General features: G+C 69.6%; 20 protein-coding genes. 6 read left to right on the plus strand and 14 right to left on the minus strand.

Annotation, left to right across the window (positions count from 1 at the left end; all coding sequences use genetic code 11):
• The first annotated feature begins 8 nt into the window (after positions 1-8).
• A complete protein-coding gene (locus IE317_RS07665) occupies positions 9-470 on the plus strand; it encodes a cupin domain-containing protein (protein WP_191307661.1) in 462 nt (153 codons plus the stop codon).
• Positions 471-479: 9 nt separating this feature from the next.
• Here IE317_RS07665 and IE317_RS07670 read toward each other — a convergent pair whose 3' ends face one another.
• From IE317_RS07670 to IE317_RS07680, 3 genes are read right to left on the minus strand one after another with little or no spacing between them, the layout of a single operon-like run.
• On the minus strand, positions 480-959 hold the full coding sequence (locus IE317_RS07670; RefSeq protein ID WP_191307663.1) for a DUF2127 domain-containing protein: 480 nt from the start codon (positions 957-959) through the stop codon (positions 480-482).
• Between the two features lie 26 nt (positions 960-985).
• Entirely contained in the window at positions 986-1414 is a 429-nt protein-coding gene (locus tag IE317_RS07675) for a hypothetical protein (RefSeq protein ID WP_229902534.1), read from the minus strand.
• A complete protein-coding gene (locus IE317_RS07680; protein WP_308443388.1) occupies positions 1396-1599 on the minus strand; it encodes a zinc finger protein in 204 nt (67 codons plus the stop codon). The genes IE317_RS07675 and IE317_RS07680 overlap by 19 nt, the downstream gene beginning before the upstream one ends.
• A gap of 40 nt (positions 1600-1639) precedes the next feature.
• On the opposite strand from IE317_RS07680, the gene IE317_RS07685 reads away from it, so the two are divergent.
• Both IE317_RS07685 and IE317_RS07690 read left to right on the plus strand, forming a co-directional pair.
• Positions 1640-2503 (plus strand): helix-turn-helix domain-containing protein, encoded by an 864-nt coding sequence (locus IE317_RS07685; RefSeq protein WP_229902535.1) that lies wholly within the window; start codon positions 1640-1642, stop codon positions 2501-2503.
• A 12-nt stretch (positions 2504-2515) separates the two neighbouring features.
• Positions 2516-2680: a DUF397 domain-containing protein gene (locus IE317_RS07690; RefSeq protein WP_191307667.1), complete on the plus strand. Its 165-nt coding sequence runs from the start codon at positions 2516-2518 to the stop codon at positions 2678-2680.
• Here IE317_RS07690 and IE317_RS07695 read toward each other — a convergent pair.
• Positions 2654-3244 carry a TetR/AcrR family transcriptional regulator gene (locus IE317_RS07695; protein ID WP_191307669.1) on the minus strand — a complete coding sequence of 197 codons (591 nt, stop codon included), beginning with the start codon at positions 3242-3244 and terminating at the stop codon, positions 2654-2656. The two genes, IE317_RS07690 and IE317_RS07695, sit on opposite strands and share 27 nt — an antisense overlap.
• Before the next feature lie 126 nt (positions 3245-3370).
• On the opposite strand from IE317_RS07695, the gene IE317_RS07700 reads away from it, so the two are divergent.
• The gene (locus tag IE317_RS07700) at positions 3371-4738 is read left to right on the plus strand and encodes an MFS transporter (RefSeq protein ID WP_191307671.1); all 1368 of its coding nucleotides are present in this window, start codon (positions 3371-3373) and stop codon (positions 4736-4738) included.
• A gap of 42 nt (positions 4739-4780) precedes the next feature.
• On the opposite strand, the gene IE317_RS07705 is transcribed toward IE317_RS07700, so the two are convergent.
• From IE317_RS07705 to IE317_RS07735, 7 genes are all read right to left on the minus strand, one after another.
• A complete protein-coding gene (locus IE317_RS07705; RefSeq protein WP_191307672.1) occupies positions 4781-7111 on the minus strand; it encodes a GH92 family glycosyl hydrolase in 2331 nt (776 codons plus the stop codon).
• A 105-nt stretch (positions 7112-7216) separates the two neighbouring features.
• Complete coding sequence (locus IE317_RS07710; RefSeq protein ID WP_191307674.1) at positions 7217-7480, minus strand: hypothetical protein; 264 nt, start codon at positions 7478-7480, stop codon at positions 7217-7219.
• 13 nt (positions 7481-7493) lie between these two features.
• Positions 7494-7991 carry a hypothetical protein gene (locus tag IE317_RS07715; protein WP_191307676.1) on the minus strand — a complete coding sequence of 166 codons (498 nt, stop codon included), beginning with the start codon at positions 7989-7991 and terminating at the stop codon, positions 7494-7496.
• A 2-nt stretch (positions 7992-7993) separates the two neighbouring features.
• Positions 7994-9487 (minus strand): vWA domain-containing protein, encoded by a 1494-nt coding sequence (locus tag IE317_RS07720; protein ID WP_191307678.1) that lies wholly within the window; start codon positions 9485-9487, stop codon positions 7994-7996.
• Positions 9484-11967, minus strand: a complete 2484-nt coding sequence (locus tag IE317_RS07725) for a hypothetical protein (protein WP_191307680.1) — start codon at positions 11965-11967, stop codon at positions 9484-9486. The genes IE317_RS07720 and IE317_RS07725 overlap by 4 nt, the downstream gene beginning before the upstream one ends.
• The gene (locus IE317_RS07730; RefSeq protein ID WP_191307682.1) at positions 11964-13205 is read right to left on the minus strand and encodes a hypothetical protein; all 1242 of its coding nucleotides are present in this window, start codon (positions 13203-13205) and stop codon (positions 11964-11966) included. The genes IE317_RS07725 and IE317_RS07730 overlap by 4 nt, the downstream gene beginning before the upstream one ends.
• A gap of 195 nt (positions 13206-13400) precedes the next feature.
• Positions 13401-14849 carry an amidohydrolase gene (locus IE317_RS07735; RefSeq protein ID WP_191307683.1) on the minus strand — a complete coding sequence of 483 codons (1449 nt, stop codon included), beginning with the start codon at positions 14847-14849 and terminating at the stop codon, positions 13401-13403.
• A 335-nt stretch (positions 14850-15184) separates the two neighbouring features.
• On the opposite strand from IE317_RS07735, the gene IE317_RS07740 reads away from it, so the two are divergent.
• A complete protein-coding gene (locus tag IE317_RS07740) occupies positions 15185-15589 on the plus strand; it encodes a hypothetical protein (RefSeq protein WP_191307685.1) in 405 nt (134 codons plus the stop codon).
• A 93-nt stretch (positions 15590-15682) separates the two neighbouring features.
• On the opposite strand, the gene IE317_RS07745 is transcribed toward IE317_RS07740, so the two are convergent.
• The 3 genes from IE317_RS07745 to IE317_RS07755 are packed head-to-tail and all read right to left on the minus strand — an operon-like array spanning position 15683 to position 18767.
• Entirely contained in the window at positions 15683-17245 is a 1563-nt protein-coding gene (locus IE317_RS07745) for an ABC transporter permease (RefSeq protein ID WP_191307687.1), read from the minus strand.
• Entirely contained in the window at positions 17242-18150 is a 909-nt protein-coding gene (locus IE317_RS07750; protein WP_191307688.1) for an ABC transporter ATP-binding protein, read from the minus strand. Before IE317_RS07750 ends, IE317_RS07745 begins: the two co-directional genes overlap by 4 nt.
• Positions 18151-18152: 2 nt before the next feature.
• Positions 18153-18767, minus strand: coding sequence for a TetR family transcriptional regulator (locus IE317_RS07755; protein ID WP_191307690.1), 615 nt, complete (start codon positions 18765-18767; stop codon positions 18153-18155).
• A 229-nt stretch (positions 18768-18996) separates the two neighbouring features.
• On the opposite strand from IE317_RS07755, the gene IE317_RS07760 reads away from it, so the two are divergent.
• Positions 18997-22230 carry a S8 family serine peptidase gene (locus IE317_RS07760; protein WP_191307691.1) on the plus strand — a complete coding sequence of 1078 codons (3234 nt, stop codon included), beginning with the start codon at positions 18997-18999 and terminating at the stop codon, positions 22228-22230.
• Positions 22231-22271 lie beyond the last annotated feature (41 nt).

Raw genomic sequence — 22271 nt, forward strand, 5'->3', positions numbered from 1 at the left:
GAGCAGTCATGGCGAAGGTGAACATCGTTCGCCCCGGTGAGGGCGAAATCCTCGGCAGCGGGGCACAGCAGATCCGCATCCTGGAGAACGGCGAGCACACCGAACACCGGCTGGGATTCGCCGAGGTCACCATTCCGCCGGGCACCCCGAGCCCGTTGCAGCATCGCCACGCCCAGCACGACGAGGGCTTCTACGTGCTGGCGGGCACGTTCCGGTTCACCGTCGGCGAGGACCACTACGACGCCGGGCCGGGCACCTGGGTCATCGTGCCGACCGGGGCGCCGCACACGTTCGCCAACATCGGCGACGAGAACGCGGTCATGCTGAACACCTTCACGCCGGACCTGTACGTGCAGTACTTCCGCGACTTCAAGGCCATGATCGATTCCGGGCAGCCGGTCAACGCCGAGACCATGGAACCGCTGTGGAAGAAGTACGCCACGGAGATCTCGGACGAATACGCCTCGTGAAGCGCCGTCTCAGGCCGCGCGTTTGAGCTGCCGGTACTCCCGCAGCACCAGCACGATGATCACGACGTCGAGCGCGGCGAAGAACGGCAGCGCGATCGAGTGCGTGTGCACCGCGCGGACGATCTCGTAGACGACGAACGCGGCGAGGATGACCGCCGCCACGGGGTAGGCGCGGACGATCTTGCGGGCCAGCGCCCAGACCAGCCCGAGCTTGATCAGCCCGTGGGCGAGCAGGTACGCGACGGCGAACGTCTTGGTGTCGCCGTGCAGGAAGTTCTCCGTCGCCGATTCGAGGTGGCGCGCGAGCGTGCCCGACGGGTCGCCGAGCAGGTCGCGGGTGATCACGGCGTGGGAGAACCCGCTGACCGTCGAGGCCGGGACGAACGCGAGGATCAGCGCCCCGACGACCTGCAGCGCGCCGTCGAGGCCCTTGAGCGCGATCGCGATCCGGAAGAACCGCTCGGTCGCCGTCGTTTTCTGCTCGGACATGCCTCCAGCTCAGCAGAAACGGCGGATCAGCGCACGTGGAGGCACTTTTCGCACCGTTCGTGGCGCGCTGTCCGGCCCGTCGGGTCCGTCCCGTAAAAGGGGAAACAGGCCGCGCCGCAGACGGCGAGGAAGATCGGCCCGCACCGGAGGGGGTGCGGGCCGACCTGGTGGGCGACGGCCAGCGCGCGCCGCCGTGCGCCCGCTTCGGGGAGCCAGCCGTGGTCCGGGAGGCTCGCCCGGACCTGGGCGTCCAGCTCGTCGGCGCGGCTGATCAGGTCCGCGCCGAGGTCGGCGAGCCGCTCCCCCAGATCCCGGAGGATGTCCGGCCGCGGCGGCTCCTCCCCGACGGTCCTCGCCAGCCACGCCAGATCGGGAACGAGCGAAGCGTGCAGGTCGCGGATGCGCTCCAGCAGCCGCCGGTCCTCCTCGGCATCGATCAGCACCGCGCCAGCCACGCCGACTCGCACCCGGTGCACGTCGGGTCGAACCAATTCCCCCCGAGCTGCGGAACGTCCTTCACCGCCACGGTCACTTCTTCCCCGCACAGAGCCACGAACCGTTCCTCCGGACGCGGAGGGAACGGCCCGTCGAGCGCGTGGCGCTTTCCCTCCGCCTGCTGCCACCTCAACATGATGTCCATTGAAACTGTCGCGTTCGGTTGACACCAACACACTGAGGGTGTGACGAACGAGGTTTCCTATAATCGAGCGATGAAACCGACTTCTTCGACTCCACGAGCCCGCGCATTGGCCGCAGGGCTGCGCGAGCTGCGCGAAGCACATGGAATGGGACTGCGGAAGCTGGCCCGGATACTCGGCTTCGCACCACAGGCGCTTTCACTGTGGGAGAAGGGATTGAGGCTGCCGACAGTCGCGGACGTGGCACTCATCCTGGGCTTCTTCAAGGTGAACGGGGAGAAGCAGAAGCACCTCCTCGAACTGGCGAGGACCGCTCGCGAGCGCGACTGGGTCACACCGGGCTCACCCGAGATCACCCCCGAATTGTCCGGCCTCCTCGAATGCGAGCGATCTGCCACGAAGATCACCGCATGGGCCTTCACCATCATTCCCGGAATCCTGCAGACCCCCGACTACGCGCGGGCCATTCTCAGCAATTCCGACCTGACCCCAATCCAGGCCGATACCCATCTCACCACGCGACTCGATCGCCAGCGGATCCTTTCCCGACCGGAACCGGTCCGGTACCAGGCGATCATCAACGAGCGCGCTCTCCACGAGCCGGTCGCGAGCGAGGACATCATGTCCGACCAGATGGATCACCTGCTCGAAGTGGCGAAGCGGCCCAACGTATCGCTGCGGGTCCTGACGGCCGAAGGCTCCTACCACCCCGGTATGCTCGGATCATTCTTCCTTTACGAATATGGTGACACCCCACCGATCGCCCTGCTCGAACATGCCTACTCGAGCGCCTTTCTCTACGAAGAAGACCACATCCGTGCTTACTTCGGGCTTGCTAAGGTGCTCTCCGGAAGAGCTTTGAGCGAAGATGCCTCGCGCGACCTGATCGCCGAGGCGGCAAGATAGCCGGAGGGCCACATGGAAACCACCTGGCGCAAGTCCAGCCACAGCGGCGGGAACTCCGAGTGCGTCGAGGTGGCGGTCGAGCGCACCGTGGGCGTCCGGGACAGCAAAGCACCCGCCGCCGGCCAGCTCACCGTCTCGCGGCAGGCCTGGTCAGCGGCTCTCGACCGGCTCCGCTGAGGTCTCCGTCCGCACCACGTCTTCGGCGAAAGCCACCGCCACCTTCGCGCCTTCGCCGCCGAAGATCGGGCCGTTCGTGTACAGGCCGTCGATGATGAACATGATCCGGTCCGCCAGGCGCTCCGGGTCCGCGGCCGCCGTCTCCTCCGCCAGCTCGCGCAGCTGTGCCCGGACCCGCATGAAGTGGTCCAGCGACACGCGGTGGGCCGGGTGCTCGCGGTCCGGGAACTCCGCGAACGTCGTGCGCAGCGGGCACCCCCGCGTGCCCGGCTCGTTGACCCGCGTCCCCACCTCGCGCACCAGCTCCACCAGGTGCCCCTCCGGGCTGCCCGCGGCCGCCGCGGCGGCGGCCACGATGTCGTCCCAGTCGCCACTGCAGCGCCTCAGGTACGCCACGACCAGGTCGTCCTTGCTCGGGAACTGGCTGTAGAGCAGGTTCTTGCCGCACCCGCACTCGTCGATGATCTGCTGCATCCCGACCGCGTGCACGCCGGAGGAGTTGAACAGCCGGGTGGCGGTTTCGAGGATGCGCTCACGGGCGTCCGGCGACGGTTTGCGGGGCATGGAGGAATCGTACCGGACCGAATGGTCCACATCGCGAAATCGCGGTTGACAAGGCCGGACACGCCCCAGCATGATTCGGACCGTTCGGTCCCGGACCGATCGGTCCGACTTGTCTGGGGGTTATGCATGACCGTCTCCACAGCACCAGCGGTCCACGACCGCCTCACGCCGCGGGCGCGCGGCCTGCTGCTCGTGCTCTGCGGAGCGCTGTTCCTCGACGCGCTCGACGTCTCGATGAAGGGCGTCGCGCTGCCCTCCATCGGCGCCGAGCTCGGGATGTCCACCGGCTCGCTGCAGTGGGTGGTCAGCGGCTACGTCCTCGGCTTCGGCGGCTTCCTGCTGCTCGGCGGGCGTGCCGCCGACCTGCTCGGCCGCCGCCGGATGCTGATCGCGGCGCTCGCCGTGTTCGCCGTCGCGACTGCGCTCGGCGGCTTCGCCACCAGTGGCCCGCTGCTCGTCGCCGCGCGGTTCGTCACCGGGATCAGCGCCGCGTTCAGCGCGCCCGCCGGGTTCTCGATCATCACGACCAGCTTCGCCGAGGGCCAGGTGCGCAACAAGGCGCTGTCGATCTACACCGCCACCGGTGCGACCGGCTTCTCGCTCGGGCTCGTCGCCGGCGGCCTGCTCACCGAGGTCAGCTGGCGGTGGGTGTTCCACGCGCCCGTGCTCGTCGCGCTGGCGACACTGGCCGGCGCGCTCGCCGTCGTCCCGCGCACGGCCGCCGCACCGGGCCGCGGGTTCGACGTCGCCGGTTCCGCGACCATCACCGCGGCGATGCTCCTGCTCGTGTTCACGCTGGTCGAGGCGCCGAACGCGGGCTGGGCGGCGGTGCGGACACTGGGGTCGCTGGTGGCCGTAGCGGTGCTGCTCGCGGTGTTCGCCGTGCTCGAACGCCGGGTGACGAACCCGTTGCTGCGGCTGGGGATCCTGCGGTCCGGCCCGCTCGTGCGCGCGAACGTCGCGGCGATGTCGCTGCTCGGCGGCTGGGTCGGCGCGCTGTTCATCGTCACGCTGTACCTGCAGGACGGCCGCGGCTGGTCGGCACTGGAAACCGGCCTGGCGGTGTGCCCGAGCGGCATCGTCGTGGCTCTTCTCGCGCCGCGGATCGCCGCACCCCTCGTCGGCCGGTACGGCTCGGGCCGGGTCGCGCTGGCGGGTCTCGTGGCATCGCTGGCGGCGTACGCGCTGCTCCAGTTCCTGGACGCCTCCAGCGGCTACGCGACCCTGATGCTGCCGGCGTTCCTGCTGGTGGGGGTGGCCTTCACGCTCACCTACGGGCCGCTGACGATGGCCGCGGCGGACAGCGTCCCGGCGGCCGACCAGGGCCTGGCCGGCGGGCTGGTGAACACGGCGTTCCAGGTGGGACCGGCCCTCACGCTCGGCGTGGTCTCGGCGGTGGCCGCGAGCGGCGGCCTCCGGGCCGCCCTGGTGGTTCCGCTCATCGTGGCCGCGCTGGGGGTGGCCGCGATGCTCCCGGCGCTGCGCCGCGCCTGAAAGTGTGACGGCCTCCCCGGCGCCGGGGAGGCCGTCACCGCGTCACAGGGCGGGCGGTGCCGCCTTCGTGCCCCACGCCGTGGGGGTGTCACTCAGGGAGAAGCGGATCTTGCCTGCCCGCAGCAGGTCCGCGTGGGAGATCCAGCTGCGGTCGTAGTCCCGGTGTCCGATTCGGACGTCCTTTGTGTACTGCAGCTGCGCCGCGCTCGCGCCCGGCGCCTCGATCTCGATCTTGCGGCCGCCGTCCGGGCGGATCTCGACCTTCTCGAACATCGGCGTGCTGAGCAGGTACGTCCCCGATCCCGGCTGGGCCTCGAAGACGCCGGCCATGCCGAAGACGAGCCACGACGAGATGGTGCCGAGGTCGTCGTTGCCGGGCATGCCGTACGGCGTGTCCGTGAACAGCGTCCGCGCCGCGCGCAGCACGGCCGAGGTCTTCCACGGCGCGCCCGTCCAGCTGTACATCCAGGGCGCGTGCAGGTCGGGTTCGTTGTTCGGGTTGAAGGCGAAGTTGTTGTGGTAGTCGTAGGCGCCGTGGACCCAGCTATCCTTGGCCGCCTTCGCCGGATCGGTGAGCAGCAGCGGGATGTCGAAGAAGGTGTCGAGCCGCTTCTCCGCCTGCGCCGGGCCGCCCATCAGGCCGAACAGCTTCGCGGTGTCCTGCTGGGCGAGCCACTGGTACTGCCACGGCGTGCCCTCGTGGAAGCCGGTCGACTTCGCCGGGTCGGGGTCGCCGACGCCGGTGCCGTCGGCGGCCTTCGTACGCGGGAACCCGGTGAAGCCGCGGGATTCGACGCTGCCGTCCCACAGTTTCGCGAAGTTGCCGCAGCGCGCTCGCAGGGTCGCGGCCTTGTCCCGGTAACCCAGCCCGGACGCCATTGTGGACAGTGCGCAGTCGGCGAGGGCGTATTCGAGGGTCGCCGAACCGGCCTGGCGGGTGTCGCCGTAGGTGTAGCCCGGCAGGTCCTGGTAGCCGATCCAGCCGTTCTGAACGTAGGTCGGGTTGCCGTCGCGGCCGCGGAAGATCGACTGGTCCTGCGGCACCTCGTTGGCGTTGCGCCACAACGCGTCGAACAGCTGCCGGGCGGTCCGGTCGTCGAGGATCCCGCGGCGGTAGTTGTCGACCACCCAGGGCGTGACGGGGTCGCCGCTCATCACGTTCGTCTCGCCGCCGGCGAGGGCCCAGCGCGGGACCCAGCCGCCGTCCTGGTAGATCCTGAGGACGGACTTGGTCATGTCCGCGGCCTTGTCCGGGTGCAGGAGCGCGACCAGCTGGTTCTGCGAGCGGTAGGTGTCCCACAGCGAGAACATCTGGTAGTAGGTGTCGCGGCTGCGGTGGATCCGGTCGTCGAAGCCGCGGTAGGAACCATCCACATCGGACCCGACGGACGGGTGCAGCAGCGACCGGTACAGCGCGCTGTAGTAGGTGCGCTGGTCGGCGGTCGTCCCGCCGGCGACGCGCATCCGGTTCAGCTCGTCTTCCCAGGTGTCGTGCGCGGCCTTGCGCGCCTTGTCGAACGACTTCGGCTGCTCGGCCGTGCGGTTGAGCCGGGCGCCGTCGATCGAGGTGTAGGACAGCCCGACCGAGGCGCCGACCTGCTTCTTGTCGGCGCCGAAGGTGAGCCAGGCGCCGGCGCGCCGGCTGCCGAGCTTCGCGTCACGCTGGTTCGGCGTGAGCTTGTCGTCGGTCCAGGTGCCGAAGCCGGTGAACGTGCGGTCGAACTTGGCGCTGAAGAAGACCTTGTAGCGCTCCTTCTGCGTCTCCCAGCAGAAGTTGCCGCCCTGCAGCCAGCCCTCGACGGTGTCGTCGCCGACGACGTGGACGTCCCCGGCGTAGGTGTAGCCGTTGCTCTCACCGACTTCAATGAGGACGTTTTCGCTGGTGGCGTCGCCGGGGAAGGTGTAGCGGTGCTGGCCGGTGCGCTGGGTCGCGGTCAGCTCGGCGTCGATGCCGGTGGCGAGCTTGACGCCGTAGTAGCCGGGCTGCCGGGTCTCGTCGGCGTGACTGAACTTCGCCCCGTACTTCGCGGGATCGCTCGTGGTGACGGCGCCGGTGGTGGGCATGAACCGGAAGTTGCCCATCGTCTGGCAGCCGACGCCGGAGAGGTGGGTGTGGCTGAAGCCGAGGGTGGTGTCCTGCGCGTAGTCGTAGGACGCGTACTTCTTGAGCTGGGTGTCCGGGCTGAGCTGGACCATTCCGAAGGGCGTGGTGGCGCCGGGGAACGTCGTGCCGTCGCCGTTGTTGCCGATCGAGGTGTCGACCAGCGTGGTGGGATCGCCGGCGAATCTCGGTGCTGCTTGGGCGGGGGTCGCGAGGGCCACGGTGGTGGCGCCGGCGAGCAGGGTGGCCAGGACGCGCGTCCGCGTTCTCATCCGTGTCCTCCTGACAACGTTGTCACATCCACGGTGGGATCTTTTCCGTTGTCCGGTGGACAAATCAAGCCCTGAACGACTTCGATCCGGCGTCACCCGCCGCGTTCACCGGTTGGCCGCGCCGCACCGGCAGACCGTCGGCTTGCCGCCGAGCACCGGGATCAGGGGCATGACGTCGAGGAGGCGGCCCGCCAGCCGTTCCAGCTCGTTTTCCCGCAGTCCCGGCAGGTCGCTGAAGCTCACTGCCACCTGATTCGTGATCTCGCCGCACGCTCGACAGAACCGGTCGACCCGCTCTCCCTTGTCGAGGTTGAACACCAGCTTGACGATCCGGTCGGGGATGTCGGGCAGATCGGGCAGGAGTGCCATGAAGATCACCCCGTCACTTCGCGCGGGCCGGTTTGCGCAGCAGCTCGAGGACCCGCCGTGAGTAGAAGACGAAGTAGAGCAGGATCCCGCCCAACGACCCCGCAGCGAAGAGCACCGCGAAGTTGCGCATCGGCGAGTCGAAGAAGTAGCCGAAGAGCGCGATCGAGCTGGTGGCGGTGAGGAACAACGTGATCAGGCCCTGGATACCGCCGTGCAACCGGGTTGCCTTCTGCACTCCCCACAGCACGGTGAAGCCGAGGAGCAGGCCGGCCATGATCGGCAGCCACGCGCCGTCCACGCTGGTCAAGCCCGCCTTCGTGGCCACTCCGGTGTCTTCCGACATCAGGAAGTAGATCACGAAGGCGATGATGCCGAACCCGAATCCGGCGATCGCCGAAATCCGGTGGGCCGACTCGGCTCTGACGGCGATGACGACCCCGGCGAAGAGCATCGCGGCCATGACGCCCGGGACGATGGCGTAGGTGAGGAGCCCGCGAACGAGTTCGAGCATGTCTAGTCTCCGTTCTCGATATGGGTGAAGGAAAGTCCACCGAGGATGAGGGACCCACCGCGGCGAAGACGGCCGGCGACGGGCGGTCTGAGATCGGGAGCGTTCGAGTAAGAGACCTTCAGGTCTCCGGTCCGGGCGCCCCAGACCAGCCGCCCCGGCGTGACCGTTCCCCGGCCCGGTAGTCCCTCGCCGTCGAGCACCGACCGGCTGCCGCTCAACGCGAACCTCGCCAGTTCGGCGGAATCCGTTCCGTTGACGACGAGCATGCCGGTCAGCAGGTCTTGGCGCCGTCGTAGCAGCACCACCGCCAGTCCGAGCAAGGCGAGCCCGAGGACGATCACGACCGGCAGGAACCAGGACGAGCCCACCGTGCGAGTGAGCAGAACCGGCTCCGAGCCGTTCACGAACTCGCGGTCCACGCCGAGGTCGATGTCCGGCTTCAGCGGTGTGGTCCAGCTTGACCGCACGGTCGCGTGCACCTGGAAACCGGTCCGCGCCTCGGCGGTGCGCCGGACGAAGAAGTCGTCGCCGGGCCGGAAGCTGACCGCCCCGGTGATGTCGACGGATTTGCCCGGGTCGATCCGGTACCGCTGCGACGGAACGGTGACCTGCGTCGCGTCGTCGTCGGCCTCGAGCCGGACGTTCTCGATCTCGAGCGGCACGTGTTCGGCCGTCGAAGTCAGCTTCACCGAGACCTGCGTCTGCCCGTCGCTGACCGGCCCGGTCGTCCACTTGGCCGTGAGTGACGAACCGAAGTCCCCACCCAGGAGGGAGCGTGCCTTCTCGATCTCCACTCGCTCCTTGGACCGGTTGAGGTACTCGCGGAGGTTCTGCACCTCCGCTGGTTTGAGGACCACGGTCCCGTCGAACACCGACTTGACCACGGCCGCCCCGGAGGTGCCGTCGCCGAGCGGCACCGCGTAGACGGACCGCGCCGGACCGCCCTCCTGCTTCGCCCGCTGCCGCAGCGCGGTCCACGCGGGAGAGGCCGGGTCGAGGTACGGGGAGCCGGCCGCGGGCTCGTGCGCGCCGTCGGTGACGAGCACGACGTTCGCCACCGGCGCGGCGCCGTCACGCTGCAGTTCATCCAGCACCACGGCCATCGCCCGGCCGAGGTCGGTCGAGCCGGTCGGATTCGGCGATGGCGGCAGTTTCCCGGTGAGCTCCGCGGCCGGGCGGCTCGGACCCAGGTACTGCGGGTAGACCGCGTCGTCGAACGTGTAGAGCGCGATCCGGTCGTCGGGCGAAAGCGCCTCGAACAAGCCGCCGAGAGACTGAACTGCGTCGGCGTACCGGTTTTCCGCTCTCATCGAGCCGGACGTGTCAAGCAACACCACGTAGTCGGCGGGTACCTTGTCGGCACCGAGCGCGGCGAAGATCTGCGCTCGGGTGGGCGTTTCCGGTTCCGCGGCGGCCGGGGACGGTGTCAAAGCCACCAGCAGAGCGACGGCCAGCGCAGCCGCGAAGCGCGTCACCCGGTGGACGGACATGGTCATCGGGTTTTCTCCTGCTCGGCTCGGCCTTGGAGAAGCCATTGGGAATATTCATTCAGTTGGTCGACGTGACGGGCGAAACCGCTGAGGCCTGCTTCGAAGGCGTGATCGCGCACCAGGGAAGCGGCGTATCTGCCAGTCGCACCGGAGCGATACAGACGCCGCAGGAGGGTTTCCGCATCGGCGGTCTCCACCCGGTCGGCAAAAGCGTTCAGGACCCGTGCGACTTCTTCAGCCGACGCGGGGTTGCGCAGAGCGTCAGCAGCCTTATGGAACACCGCATCCACGCCTATGTCCGCGGCAACCAACGACTCCAGCTCGCACAGCGCGCGGAACCATGCGAGTTCGGGGAACGCTTTCAATTCGTTCCGCCACGCGACGGGGAGATCCAGCTCACGCACCTCGCGAATCCGTCCTTCGGCGAGCCACGAGGCGAGTCGCGCGATGTACTGGCGCGTGACGTCGACCCCAAGTGCCTTGTCCAGCCGCTGCACTGCCTCCGGCGACACGGATCCGAAACTGCGGTGCAAGTGGCCGACCAGATTTTCGGCGACCTTCGCCCGCAAGCTCGCGTCCGTCCCGTCGAGGATCTGCCGGAAGGCGTCGAGGTAGGCGTCGGACGCCGATTCCACGAGATCCGGATACCGGGGTGTCCGGTCGGCCGTCAGGCAGAGGAAGTCGATCCTCGCCCGGTGGTCCACGGTGGGTACGCGGCGCTTCTCGAATTCGAGGTATACCAGGCTGAGCGCCAGATCGCCGATCTCGTCGCCCGCTCCGGGAAGGCTGAGCAGCCGGGCCACCGCCGGCCAGCAGAGGTCGACGGTGGCGGTCGGACCGGCCTTCGGGGCGAGCAGGTCGACGAAACAGGAGACTGCGGCCGGGCCCAGATCCGCCAGTGCTTCGAGGTCACCACATTCGAAGTGCGCCTCTTGTCCCCGTGGCGCCAGCAAGACCGGTCGGAGCCAGGCAGGCTCGCCGGCTGCGGAGAACCGCCTGAGGGCGTGGAGCGATCGGTTGATGGCGGACTTGAACCGGAAGACGAACTCCGCGGTCTTGCGCCGCAACCCGCCGCTCCCGCCCGGCAACAAGATCTCCGACAACGCCCGGAGAACGACGTGCGGCTGCGCGACCAGAACCCGGTAAGCCGCCGCATCCACGGGCTCCCGCAGGGAGAGGTAGCGGACGGTCAGGTTGACCAATCCCGCGAAGACCGGATCGTCGGCCGGGACGACGGGCGGTCGCAGGGCACTCGCCAGGTAGGCCACCGACGCTCCCTGGTGAGACACCTCCGCTTCCTGACAGACTCCGAGCCAGGTAGTTTCCGCGCCCGGCACCCGCTTCCGCGCACTCCGGGTCAGGTCGCCGAACACCGCGGGAAAGGCCGGGGACCATTCGGAGACCAGGACTTCGCCCGCTCGCTTGGCTTCCTTCCCGTCCGGGGAGCAAGCTGCTTTCGCCAGAAAGCCGGCGAAGGCACTCAGATACGGTTCGGGAAGATTCCCTTCACGGAAAGCCCGGGCGACCCGTTCGACCGACCCGGCGCCACTCGTCACCTCCTCGTGCACGACCGAAGCGAACCGGATGTCGCGGAGCACTTCGAGGGAGAACTCGTCCACCCGCTGAAGTGGTTCCGTCCGAGCCGCCAAGTGATTGACGATGGCCGGGACGGTGAAGCCCTGGTCGGTGATGGCCGCGAGTTCACGAAGGTAACTCTCCCCTCGCTGGCCGTACCGGATCGGCTCGGGGAAACCGGTCAACGACACGCCGATCTGGTCGGCCTGAACGCCGTCGGAGAAGGTCAGGGCGGCGGCCTGGCCTGCGTGGTAGCTCGCCCACGTGGCCACGGTGAGGCAGTTCCGCGCTCCGAAAGGCAGCAATGCCAGCACTGCGTCCAGCAAACACAGCCGGTCGGCTAGTGGGACGACCTCGTCCGGGCGGAGCACGATCGCGACGCGCCGGCCATCGACCAGCAGCGCGGCGATCCGGGCGACGTAGTCGAGGCTCCGCCGGCTGATCTCGCCGACGACCCGGCGAGCATCCGGTGGAGGCACGCAGACCTGTGTTTCGTGGCCGGTCGCGTTCTCCGGGCCGGCGTCCACCTTCGGCCAGCGCAGCCGATCAACTCCCTGCCGCAGCGCGAAGCAGTCCGGCCGGCTGCGTGCGACCTCCGCCCACGGCAGCCAGACCGCCCGGGCCGGAGTGATGGGCTGCCCGGTTCCATCCCGTTCGTGCGACCACGCGATCGTCGTGACGGCGAGCATCGGCGGAGCCGACGAACCACCGCCCGCGAAAGTCACCCACGGCAACTCGTCACTGCTCCCGGCCCGCAAGCCCCGTGGGGTGCCCATCTTTTCGGCCAGCACGACCAGCCGACCTGCCGTTTCGCTGTGCTCGGGTGCGCAGGCCGTTTCGTAGCCTTGCGAGTTCCCGGGCCGCTTGCTGGAGATCGCCCAGGCCGCGGTGACGAAGGGAGCCGAGTTCATGCGAGACCCGCCTGGCCCCGAACCCGGCGGTGGAGCGAGATGATCGGTTCCAACACGTTGATCGGCATCGCCGCGCCGAGGAAGTGTTGTCCGTCCGGCGCCACGTTCGAGAAGTTCCGGAGGTTGAACTTGCCGTCGCTCAGGTGGAAGCCGACCGCGGAGGTCGCGAAGTAGCTGACTCGTTCCGGCAGGAACTCCGACTCCAGCGTGTCACACACCCAGCGCGAGCCTTCGTCGCGACAGAGGCCGCGGAGGAACTCGGGAGCGATGGAGGACGGCACCACGGGCATCGCGCCTTCGTGCTCCTGGTAGATGATCCCGGCCTTCATGGCGGCGTTGAAGATCGCCGGGTGATCGAACTTCGTGACGCAGACCGACAGGAAATGTGGCAGTTTGCCACCTACGAGCAGCCCTTGCTCGCGCATTCCGGTCTTCAGCCGCTCGAGCGTTTCGAAGTAGAAGTCGAAGCTCTTGGTCGCCTTCTCCTCGTTGCCGATCGGATCGAACACGTAGACGATCCCGTCGGCATTCATGAGGTGACTCCGGACGCCGTCGTAGTGCTTGGCGGCTTCACCTTCGCCGAACGTTTCCCCCGCGGCGTCCTGCATCTGGACGATGAACTCGATGTCCACTTCCTGTGGGCTGCCGACGGACAGCTTCTTGCGCAGCTTGGCGAACCGGCCGTTTTCCGGGTGGTGTCGCGTTCCTTCGAATCGCCACGAGAGGGTGCGATAGCCTCGCGTCGGCGCGGGAAAGTCCTTGTCGCGGACGAACCGCTTGACGCTTTCGTTGAGGAAGTCCGCCGACGCGGTGTCGCACCCGGAGAGGCTCCAGCGGTAGCCCATGACCGGTTTCTGCGCGGCGATCCGCAGCGCGCTGAGGTAGGTCGTTTTGCCCGCCCGCGGTGCGCCCCAGAGCCCGATGCGCACGTCGGCTTCGCTGGCACTCGGCTGCAGCACCGGCCTCGGAGCCGTCGGACGCGACCCGGAGGCCGCCGGCCGTGGCGCGACCATTCGTGGACCTTCGCGGCCCTCCTCGACATCTCCCGATGCGGGCCAAACAATTTCCGGCGGCGGATCCGCGACCTCGAGCTTCGGGGAATTGTCGTCGTCGGAAAAGCCGACCACCGGAGTCAGGTCGGCGAGGTAGTCGAAGTCGTCGTCGGGTACGGCTGCTTCGGACATCAACTGGCCTCCATGCCTTTCGAATCGGAAATCCGCATCACTTCTCGACGTCATTCGTCCGAAGGTGCGTTCCGGAGGACCGGACACCTGATCTTCGAATGGTGCCTACGCCCCACAGAGTCGACGTCCGGCGAAGAGACGTTACGCAGCGGTGCAGGTTTGGGCCACCCGAGTGACAACTACTCCGCACTCGAATGAACCTTGCGAGGTTTCCCTGCCGAACGGCCGCGAATGGTTAATTGCGGCGAGTCAGATGTGGTGGGTTACTCGTCCACCGACGATGGTCGCCGTCACCGGGAGGGTGCGGAGGTCCGCCGGGGACAGGGTTGACGGGTCCGCCGCCGTCACCGTCAGGTCCGCGATGTCTCCCACCGCCACGCCTCGGCGGCCGCCGGAGGAGGCGGCCAGGGCGTCCGGGAGGGAGATGGCCTGCTCCGGGTGCCACGGTGGGCGGTCGTCGTCCGTGCGGGACACCGCCGAGGCTATTCCGTCCCACGGGTCCAGCGGGGCCACCGGGGCGTCCGAACCGAACTCCAGGCGGGCTCCCGACTCCAGCAGCGAGCGGTACGGGAACGCCCGCTCGGTCCGGCCGTGCCAGTGGCGGTCGGCGACGTCGCGGTCGTCCGGCTGGTGCGACGGCTGGACCGCCGCGATCACCCCGAGAGCAGCGAACCTCGGCACGTCGGCCGGGGACAGCAGCTGCGCGTGCTCGATGCGGCCCGGGCAGCCGACCTCCTCGAACGCGTCCAGCGCGATCGTGTTCGCCCGGTCGCCGATCGCGTGGACCGCCGGGATCAGCCCGTGGTCGAACGCCCGCCGCATCAACGGGACGAGCTCCTCCGGCGGCAGTTCCAGCGATCCCGGCGAATCCACGCCCGGGTACGGGTCGTGGCAGTAGGCCGTGCGCGTGTTGAGGGAGCCGTCCACGAAGAGCTTGTACGGCCCGACCGTCAGCAGCCCGCCGGAGTCCGGCAGGACGTCGCCGGTGCGGTGGCCGCGCTCGATGGTCTGGTCCAGCAGGTGCCTGGCGACGACGCACGAGATCCGGGCCGCCGGTGCGCCCCGCCGCGCCCAGTCCGCCACCGTGTCCGCGTACTCGTAGTCGACGATCTGCGTCACGCCCCGCGCGGCCGCCGCGGCCACCGCCTCCGCGACCCACCGGTCCTGGACGTCGATCGCCGCCGTCGGGAGCTGGGCCGTCGCCGTCATGCAGTCGCCCTCCAGCAGGACGCCGGTCGGGTGGTCGCGGCCGATCAGCTTCAGCGCCGCCGGGCTCAGCCACAGCGTGTGGAGGTCCGCGCTGAACAACGCGACCGCGCGCCCGGGCAGCGCCCGCTGCAGCAGGTCCTTGTGCGGCTTGTCCGGCCACAGCGCGTCGCGGAACCCGGCGCCCACGACGAGTTCCGTCTGCGGCGCCGGCGTCGCCAGCAGGTGCGCGAGCAGCAGCTCGATCGCCTCGCCCGCCGAACGGGCCGCGTCCAACGGGATGCGACGCCGGAACGTCGCCCACTGCACCACGTGGACGTGCGCGTCGACCAGCCCGGGCAGCAGCGTCCCGCCGTGCCCGTCGACCACCCGCGCGGCGAACCCCGAGGAGCCCGGTTCGGTGATCGACGTGACCCGGCCGTCGTTCACCCGGACGTCGGCGAGGTCGCCGCCGAGACCCGGCCGGACGCGGCGCAGCAGGAGATCATCCATGCGGACCACCTTGCCAGCCGGACCCATCCGGGTGAAGCCGCGCTTGGAAGTGAAATGGCGGGGGTATCAGGAGCGTTGTAAACATCGGCAGCCGTCGCCCGCCGAAGGGTCAGGGCCGGTCAGGAGCGCCGCCTTCACAAGCCGCGCAGGGTTCGACTCCCTCGGTTGCCACCGCGTCCGCCGAAGTCCGGACAAGCGGGCAGAGCTCGCGAGATCAGCATTCGGGTGAAACCGGTTCGCAGGCCACAACCTGGCCATCGAGGTGCGCGTGTTGCGCTGCGAGCCCGGAACTCCCGGGCGCCGAATCGACCACCGGGGGGACCCTCTTGTTCACCATGCTGAAGTCCACGGCGGCCGGCGTAGCCGCAGCCGGGCTCATCTTCGCCACCGCGCCCGCCGCGACGGCCGCGCAGGTGTCTGTCGTCCGGAACTTCTACGTCCCTTACGGAGCCAGCTACGCCACCGGGACCGCCACCTTCACCAACCGGTGGGTGACCCTCGATGGCACGCTGCACGCCGTCGGATGTGGCCGGGTTGTCTACGGAGACTCCTACGCGGCGGGGAAGGGTATCGACGGTGGCAGCGCGAGTTCGACTCCGCGCTGCGACGGGAACTGGCCGATCCACATCCCGGTCCCGGCCGACGTGGTGGGCGGTGCCGACAGTGTTCTGATCACCCTGGCCGCCCCGGACGGCGCCGCCGCGAGGTGGGCTTACCGGGATATCAGCCTCTCGCGGTAGCACCGCCGAACAGCGAGGCCCGTGCGTGGAAAGCGCGCACAGGCCTCGCCTCGCGGTGTCTCCTCAGACCCCTGCCGTGGTTCCGTTGCGTTGTCAACCCACCGGCATGTCCCGGCGCCGCAGCGCGAACACCCCGCTCGCGCCCGCGACCAGGGCGATCAGCACCAGCCAGAGCGCCGGTCCCGCCGAGAACGTCCCGCCCGGCAGGCGCGGCAAGTGCTGGAACGGCGAAAGGCCCAGCACAACCGCACTCCACTGCAACGCCGTCCCCACCAGGGACAGCAGCAAGAACCCCGCCAGCAGCCCCCAAGCCGCCGCCGAACACCGCGGCAGAAAGCCGATCAGCGACGCCGCCAGGCCCGTCAGGACCCACACCGCCGGCAGCTGGGCCAGTGCCGCCGGGACGAGCCCGAACCCGCTTCCGTAGGCCAGTCCGGTCGTCCAGCCCGTCACCGCCAAAACGACCGCCGGTCCGAAGAACGCGAACATCAGGTGGGCCAGCGCCCAGCCGACGCGCCCGACCGCCGTCGCCAGGACCGGTTCCGCGCGGCCCGCCGTCTCTTCCGCACGCAGCTCCAGCGTCGCCTGCACCGCGTAACCCGCCGCTGCCAGGCCGAACAACGTCATCGTCCCCGCCAGGTACGCGTCCAGCACCGCACCGCCGCCGCCCATGCGGGACACCACGTCCGCGACCGCGCGGTTGTCCCGCATCGTGTCCGCGACGTTCTGCGCGACCCCGCCCATCAGCAGCCCGACCAGCCCCAGGCACCCGGTCCAGACCAGCAGCGTCCCCCGCTGCAGCCGCCAGGCCAGCGCCAGCGGCGAGCGCAGGGACGCCTTCGCCTCGGAACGCCCGAGCCGGGCCGGCAGCACCGCCGCGCCGAGGTCCCGGCGCGCCGCCAGCGCAACGGCCACGAGCACCGAAGCACCGGTCGCGACGACGCCCAATGCGAGCACCCACCACTGCTCCCCCGCGAACGGCCGCAGCCGGTGCGCCCAGCCGATCGGCGACAGCCACGCGAGCCAGCCCGCCGCGTCACTGCTGTCGCCGGCCGACCGCAGCAGGAACGCGAACACCAGCACGCCGATCCCGATGCCCCGCGCGCCGCTCGCGCCCCACGTCAGCTGGGCCGCGACCGCGCCGACGCCGGCGAACACCCAGCCCGCCAAAGCGAATCCGGCTCCGAGCGCCAACGCACCCGCCCACGGCTCGCCCTGCGCGGCCACGCCCAGCGCGGTCACCAGGCCGAACACCAGGCACGCACCGCAGGCGGCGAGCACCGCGGCGGCCAGCCCCGCGTGCCGTCCGACGACCGTGGCGCCGGTGAGCTCGCGGCGGCCGGCTTCCTCCTCGGTCCGGGTGTGCCGGACCACGGTGAGCAGCGCGATCAGCCCCACGACGACCGGGACGAACCCGCACTGCCAGGCCAGGAGGTTGCCCGGCGAAGAGCCGTACAGCGGGCCGTTGCGCACGACGAAGGTCGCGCTCGAAGCGTTGAGGTCGAAGAAGTGCTGCCGTGCCGCGGCATCCGGGTACGCGGCCTTGATCGACGACAGGTAGCCGACCGGCGCGAGCGCGAGGCCGAGGACCCAGACCGGCAGGAGCAGGCGGTCGCGGCGCAGCGCCAGCCGCAGCAGCGCCCACGTCCCCGTCATCGGGCCGCTCCGACCGGCTCGTCGCGGCGGTAGTGGCGCAGGAACAGCTCTTCGAGCGTGGGCGGGCGGCTCACCAGGCTCCGCAGCCCGGCCCCGGCGAGGTGCCGCATCACGTCGTCGAGCGCCATCGGGTCGACGGACAGGTGGACGTGCGAGCCGTACGAGCTCACGTCGTGCACCCCGGGCAGCCCGGCCAGGTTCGCGGGCACGTGCGCGAGCGAGGCGTCGATCGTGATCCGGCCCAGGTGCCGCAGCTCGTCCAGGGTGCCGGACTCGACCGTGCGGCCGGCCCGGATGATCGTGACGCGGTCGCACAGCGCCTCGACCTCGGAGAGGATGTGCGAGGACAGGAGCACCGTCCGGTCGCCGCGTTCGCGTTCCTCGGCGACGACCTCCCGGAACACCTCTTCCATCAGCGGGTCGAGCCCGGACGTCGGCTCGTCGAGCACCAGCAGCTCCACATCGGACGCCAGCGCGGCGACGAGCGCGACCTTCTGCCGGTTGCCCTTCGAGTACGTCCGGCCCTTCTTGCGCGGGTCGAGGTCGAAGCGCTCGATCAGCTCGGCCCGGCGAGCGCGGTCGAGGCCGCCGCGCAGGCGGCCGAGCAGGTCGATGACCTCGCCGCCGCTCAGGGTGGGCCAGAGCGTGACGTCGCCGGGGACGTACGCGAGCCGCCGGTGCAGTTCGGTGGCGTCGGCCCAGGGGTCGCCGCCGAGCAGGGTGGCGCGGCCGCCGTCGGCGCGCATCAGCCCCAGCAGGACGCGGATGGTGGTGGTCTTACCGGCGCCGTTGGGCCCGAGGAAGCCGTGCACCTCGCCGGTGTGGACGGTCAGGTCGAGCCCGTCGAGGGCTTTCGTCCGGCCGAACGCCTTGGTGAGGCCGTCGGCGGTGATCGCGTCGGCCATCGTCATTCCTTCCGTTGGTACGCGGCCAGCGATTCACTGGCCTTCTTCAGGGTTTCGGGCGTGGCGAGCGGATGGGTGAACAGGAACCCGGCGGCGAGCGACATGCGCAGCATCGCTTCGTGGGTGCCGGGCTCCTCGCCGAGCGCGCGGGCGACGTGGTCCTGCAGGATCATCAGTCCGCCGGTCATGGCGGCCAGCGCGGCCGCGCAGGCCCGCGGGTCCGGCATGCCGAGGTCCTGCTCGCGGAAGTAGCGCTCGGTGCCGTCGACGATCTCGGTGAACTGCGCGGCCGCGGCCGCGGAGCCGTCGATCATCGCGCGGCCCATGTAGCGGCGGAACAGCAGCTGGCGCGTGTCGAACGTCGGAACGAACCCCGGGTCCGCCTCCCCCTTGGCGAGTGCCTCTTCCTTGAACTTCATCAGCTCGTCGAAGACGTATGTGTCGCAGGCCTCGCGCAGGCCGTCCTTGGAGCCGAAGTGGTGCCGGATCAGGCCACCGGAGACGCCGGCTTCCCTGGCGATGTCGAGGATCGACGTCTTCTCCATGCCGCGCTCGGTGAAGAGCTTGATGGCGGCGTCGCGGATCCGGGCCCGGGCGGTGAGGTCTTCGGTGTTCATCAGCGATCCTATACGTGCGTGCAGTTGACTACACGTGAATATAGCCCTCTATACGCAGGTATAGCAAGGCGGCACTTTCACGTGAAAGTGCCGCTTCCCGTCACGGACCAACCAATTAGGCCATTTGGCTCGCAACCAATTGCGGACTTTGGGCTAACTGTCTGATTGCTGCCGAAGATCTCGCCCTGTGTACTGCTCGGTACGCATTTCTCCACGAAGGGTCGTTTCAGTGACACAGCACAGATCGCGCTGGAGACGGCGGGCCGGGATCACCGTCCTCGCCACCGCACTCGGCGCCTCCGTCCTCGGGGTGGCTGTCCCGGTGGCCTCCGCCCAGCAGGCCCCGCCGACCACCGGCGCGGCCGACGGCAAGACCCTCGACGAGCACGACCGCGCGCTCGTCGCCGAAGCCGAGAAGGCCGGGAAGCCCGACGTCACGCTGCTGATCGCCGCGGAAAAGGGCCAGACCGGCACCGCCGTGAACGAGCTCAAGGCCCTCGGCGGCGTCGTGCAGTCCACCGACACGAAGCTCGACTACGTCAAGGTCAGCGTTCCGACCGACAAGGCCGAGAAGGCCGCGAAGCTCAAGTCGGTCAACGCCGTCGACGTCGACGGGCTCATCGTGCGCGACGACCCGAAGCCCGACGGCGCGATGACTCCGCTGCCCCAGCCGGCCCCGGGCAAGAACACCCCGCGCGTCAACCCGTACCTGCCGACCGGCGACACCTACGCCGCGCAGTTCGGCCAGGTCCTGCCCAACTGGGACGGCAAGGACACCACGGTCGCGGTGCTCGACTCCGGCGTCGACCTCGACTCCCCCGCGCTGGCCACCACCAGCCACGGCGAACGCAAGATCGTCGACTGGTACAACGCCAACGCCACCAACTCCGGCGACGGCACCTGGGTCAAGCAGTCGACCCAGACCTACACCGGCACCTTCACCGCGAACGGCAAGACGTGGACGGCCCCGGCGACCGGCGGCCCGTACACCTTCGGCGTGTTCGGCGAGACCGCGGGCGACCTGGGCGCCGCGGACAGCGAGACCGGCGGTGACATCAACCGCGACGGCGACCGCGCCGACTCCTGGGGCGTGCTGCTCGACCCGGCGACAAAGGAGGTCCGGGTCGACCTCAACGGCAACGGTGACTTCACCGACGAGAAGCCGATGACCGACTACAACAAGAAGTACGACGTCGGCTTCTTCGGCACCGACAACCCGGCGACCGACATCGCCGAGCGGATGGCCTTCGTGGTCCAGACCGACAAGCCGGGTTACGTCGGCATCGGCATCGCCGGTGCCGAGCACGGCTCGCACGTCGCCGGCATCGCCGCGGGCAACGACCTGTTCGGCGGCAAGATGGACGGCGCGGCCCCGGGCGCGAAGGTGCTGGCCGTCAAGGTCTGCCTCACCAGCTCCGGCTGCACCTCCTCCGGCCTCATCGACGGTGTCGTCTACGCCGCCAGCCACGGCGCCGACGTCATCAACATCTCGATCGGCGGCCTGCCGGCTCTCAACGACGGCAACAACGCCCGCGCGGAGCTCTACAACCGCACGATCGCCGAGTACAACGTCCAGATCTTCATCTCGGCCGGCAACAGCGGCGCCGGGGCGAACACCGTCGGCGACCCGTCGGTGGCCACGGACGCGATCTCGGTCGGCTCGTACATCACCAAGGAGACCTGGCTGTCGAACTACGGCTCGGTCACCAAGAACCCCGAGTCGATGCACCCGTTCTCCTCGCGCGGCCCGCGTGAGGACGGCGGCTTCAAGCCGGACATCATCGCGCCCGGCGCGGCCATCGCCACCGTCCCGCGGTGGGAGCAGCCGAGCCCGGTGGCCGGCACGTACACCCTGCCTGCCGGGTACGCGATGCTGCAGGGCACGTCGATGGCGGCGCCGCAGGCGACCGGCGCGGCGGCCCTGCTGGTGAGCGCGTACAAGGCGACCCACAACGGCCAGCGGCCGCCGGTGGCGCAGCTGCGTGCGGCGATCAAGTCGACCGCGCGGTTCGTGCCGGGCATCGGCGCGTACGCCCAGGGCGCGGGCCTGTTCAACGTCCCCGCCGCGTTCGTCGCGCTTTCGCTCAACCCGAAGCCGGACGCGGTTTCGACGTCGGTCGAGGTGCACACCGTGCAGTCGGGCCTGCTGGCCAAGCCGAACACGGGTGTGGGCATCCACGACCGCGAGGGCGTGACCACGGGCAAGGCCTACACCCGGACGTACACGATCACCCGGACCACGGGCTCGGCGCACCCGGTGCCGTACTTCGTGCGGTGGGTCGGCAACGACGGCACGTTCTCCTCCGCCGGCACGGTGGCCCTGCCGCTGAACACGCCGGTGACGTTCGACGTCAAGGTCAACCCGAAGAGCGCCGGGGTCCACTCGGCCCTGCTCTACCTGGACAACCCGCTGACCATCGGCATCGACGTGCAGACCCTGAACACGGTCTTCGCGCCGCAGGAGTTCGCCGCGGGCAAGGGTTTCCAGGTCGACAACTCGGGCAAGGCCGCCCGCAACCAGGCGACCAGCTACTTCGTGCGGGTGCCGCAGGGCGCCAGCGCGCTGAAGGTGGACCTGGACGCCGGCGGCGGCGCGCCGGGCAAGGGCCAGGTGCGGTTCCTGCGGTACGACCCGACCGGTGTCCCGGCCGAGGCCAGCACCGCGACGACCGCGTGCTACCTGCCCGACGCGGGTGCCGGCTGCGCCGGCGGCACGCCGACCAGCCGGACCATCGCCAACCCGATCCCGGGCGTGTGGGAGATCGTCGTCGAAGCGCGGCGGACGTCCGATGTGGACGAAGCGCCGTACAAGCTGTCGGCTTCGGTGCTGGGCACGGCGATCTCGCCGAACCCGGACACGATCGCCTCGGCCACGCTGAACACGCCGATCGCGCGGTCCTACACCGTGCAGAACACGCTCGGCGCGTTCACCGGCAAGCTGACCGGCGCCACGCTGGGCAGCGCGAAGACGCAGCGGCCGACGATCGCCGAAGGCACGCAGCAGCAGTACCAGATCGCGGTGACGCCGGGTTCGACGTCGCTGACGGCCACGATCGGCAACCCCGCCGTGGTGGGCACGGACCTCGACCTGGTGCTCTACAACTGCACGACCGGTTCCTGCGTGCAGGCGGGCGTCAGCGCGGACGGTGACTCCGAGGAGTCGGTGACCGTGCCCAACCCGGCCCCGGGTGTGTGGGTCGCGCTCGTCGACGGGTACGCGGTGCCGGGCGGCACCACGGCCTACGACTACCTCGACGTGTTCACCAACCCGGCGTTCGGTTCGGTCGCGGTGACCGACGCGAACGCGCTGCGGGCGTCGGGCAGCTCGTGGACCGTGCCGGCGACGGTGACGGCCACCGCGGCTCCGGCCGCGGGCCGGATCCTGCGCGGTCAGCTGACCGTGCAGACCGACACCGGCGTCACGGTCGGTTCGTCGCTAGTGCAGATCACCGCGGTGAGCTAGCAGGTCTGCCGCGGCTTGTCGTGAGTGGTAAGGCGGGTTCT

Source organism: Amycolatopsis bullii (assembly GCF_014654205.1).
GTDB lineage: Bacteria > Actinomycetota > Actinomycetes > Mycobacteriales > Pseudonocardiaceae > Amycolatopsis > Amycolatopsis plumensis.

Bases quoted from the DNA above. Each gene is read 5' to 3' on its own strand.
- IE317_RS07665 (WP_191307661.1), top strand. From the start codon at position 9: ATGGCGAAGGTGAACATCGTTCGCCCCGGTGAGGGCGAAATCCTCGGC.
- IE317_RS07720 (WP_191307678.1), bottom strand. From the start codon at position 9,487: ATGACCATGTCCGTCCACCGGGTGACGCGCTTCGCGGCTGCGCTGGCC.
- IE317_RS07670 (WP_191307663.1), bottom strand. From the start codon at position 959: ATGTCCGAGCAGAAAACGACGGCGACCGAGCGGTTCTTCCGGATCGCG.
- IE317_RS07750 (WP_191307688.1), bottom strand. From the start codon at position 18,150: ATGGCCGACGCGATCACCGCCGACGGCCTCACCAAGGCGTTCGGCCGG.
- IE317_RS07730 (WP_191307682.1), bottom strand. From the start codon at position 13,205: ATGACGTCGAGAAGTGATGCGGATTTCCGATTCGAAAGGCATGGAGGC.
- IE317_RS07715 (WP_191307676.1), bottom strand. From the start codon at position 7,991: ATGCTCGAACTCGTTCGCGGGCTCCTCACCTACGCCATCGTCCCGGGC.
- IE317_RS07710 (WP_191307674.1), bottom strand. From the start codon at position 7,480: ATGGCACTCCTGCCCGATCTGCCCGACATCCCCGACCGGATCGTCAAG.
- IE317_RS07705 (WP_191307672.1), bottom strand. From the start codon at position 7,111: ATGAGAACGCGGACGCGCGTCCTGGCCACCCTGCTCGCCGGCGCCACC.
- IE317_RS07740 (WP_191307685.1), top strand. From the start codon at position 15,185: ATGCTGAAGTCCACGGCGGCCGGCGTAGCCGCAGCCGGGCTCATCTTC.
- IE317_RS07695 (WP_191307669.1), bottom strand. From the start codon at position 3,244: ATGCCCCGCAAACCGTCGCCGGACGCCCGTGAGCGCATCCTCGAAACC.
- IE317_RS07690 (WP_191307667.1), top strand. From the start codon at position 2,516: ATGGAAACCACCTGGCGCAAGTCCAGCCACAGCGGCGGGAACTCCGAG.
- IE317_RS07700 (WP_191307671.1), top strand. From the start codon at position 3,371: ATGACCGTCTCCACAGCACCAGCGGTCCACGACCGCCTCACGCCGCGG.
- IE317_RS07745 (WP_191307687.1), bottom strand. From the start codon at position 17,245: ATGACGGGGACGTGGGCGCTGCTGCGGCTGGCGCTGCGCCGCGACCGC.
- IE317_RS07725 (WP_191307680.1), bottom strand. From the start codon at position 11,967: ATGAACTCGGCTCCCTTCGTCACCGCGGCCTGGGCGATCTCCAGCAAG.
- IE317_RS07735 (WP_191307683.1), bottom strand. From the start codon at position 14,849: ATGGATGATCTCCTGCTGCGCCGCGTCCGGCCGGGTCTCGGCGGCGAC.
- IE317_RS07680 (WP_308443388.1), bottom strand. From the start codon at position 1,599: ATGGACATCATGTTGAGGTGGCAGCAGGCGGAGGGAAAGCGCCACGCG.
- IE317_RS07755 (WP_191307690.1), bottom strand. From the start codon at position 18,767: ATGAACACCGAAGACCTCACCGCCCGGGCCCGGATCCGCGACGCCGCC.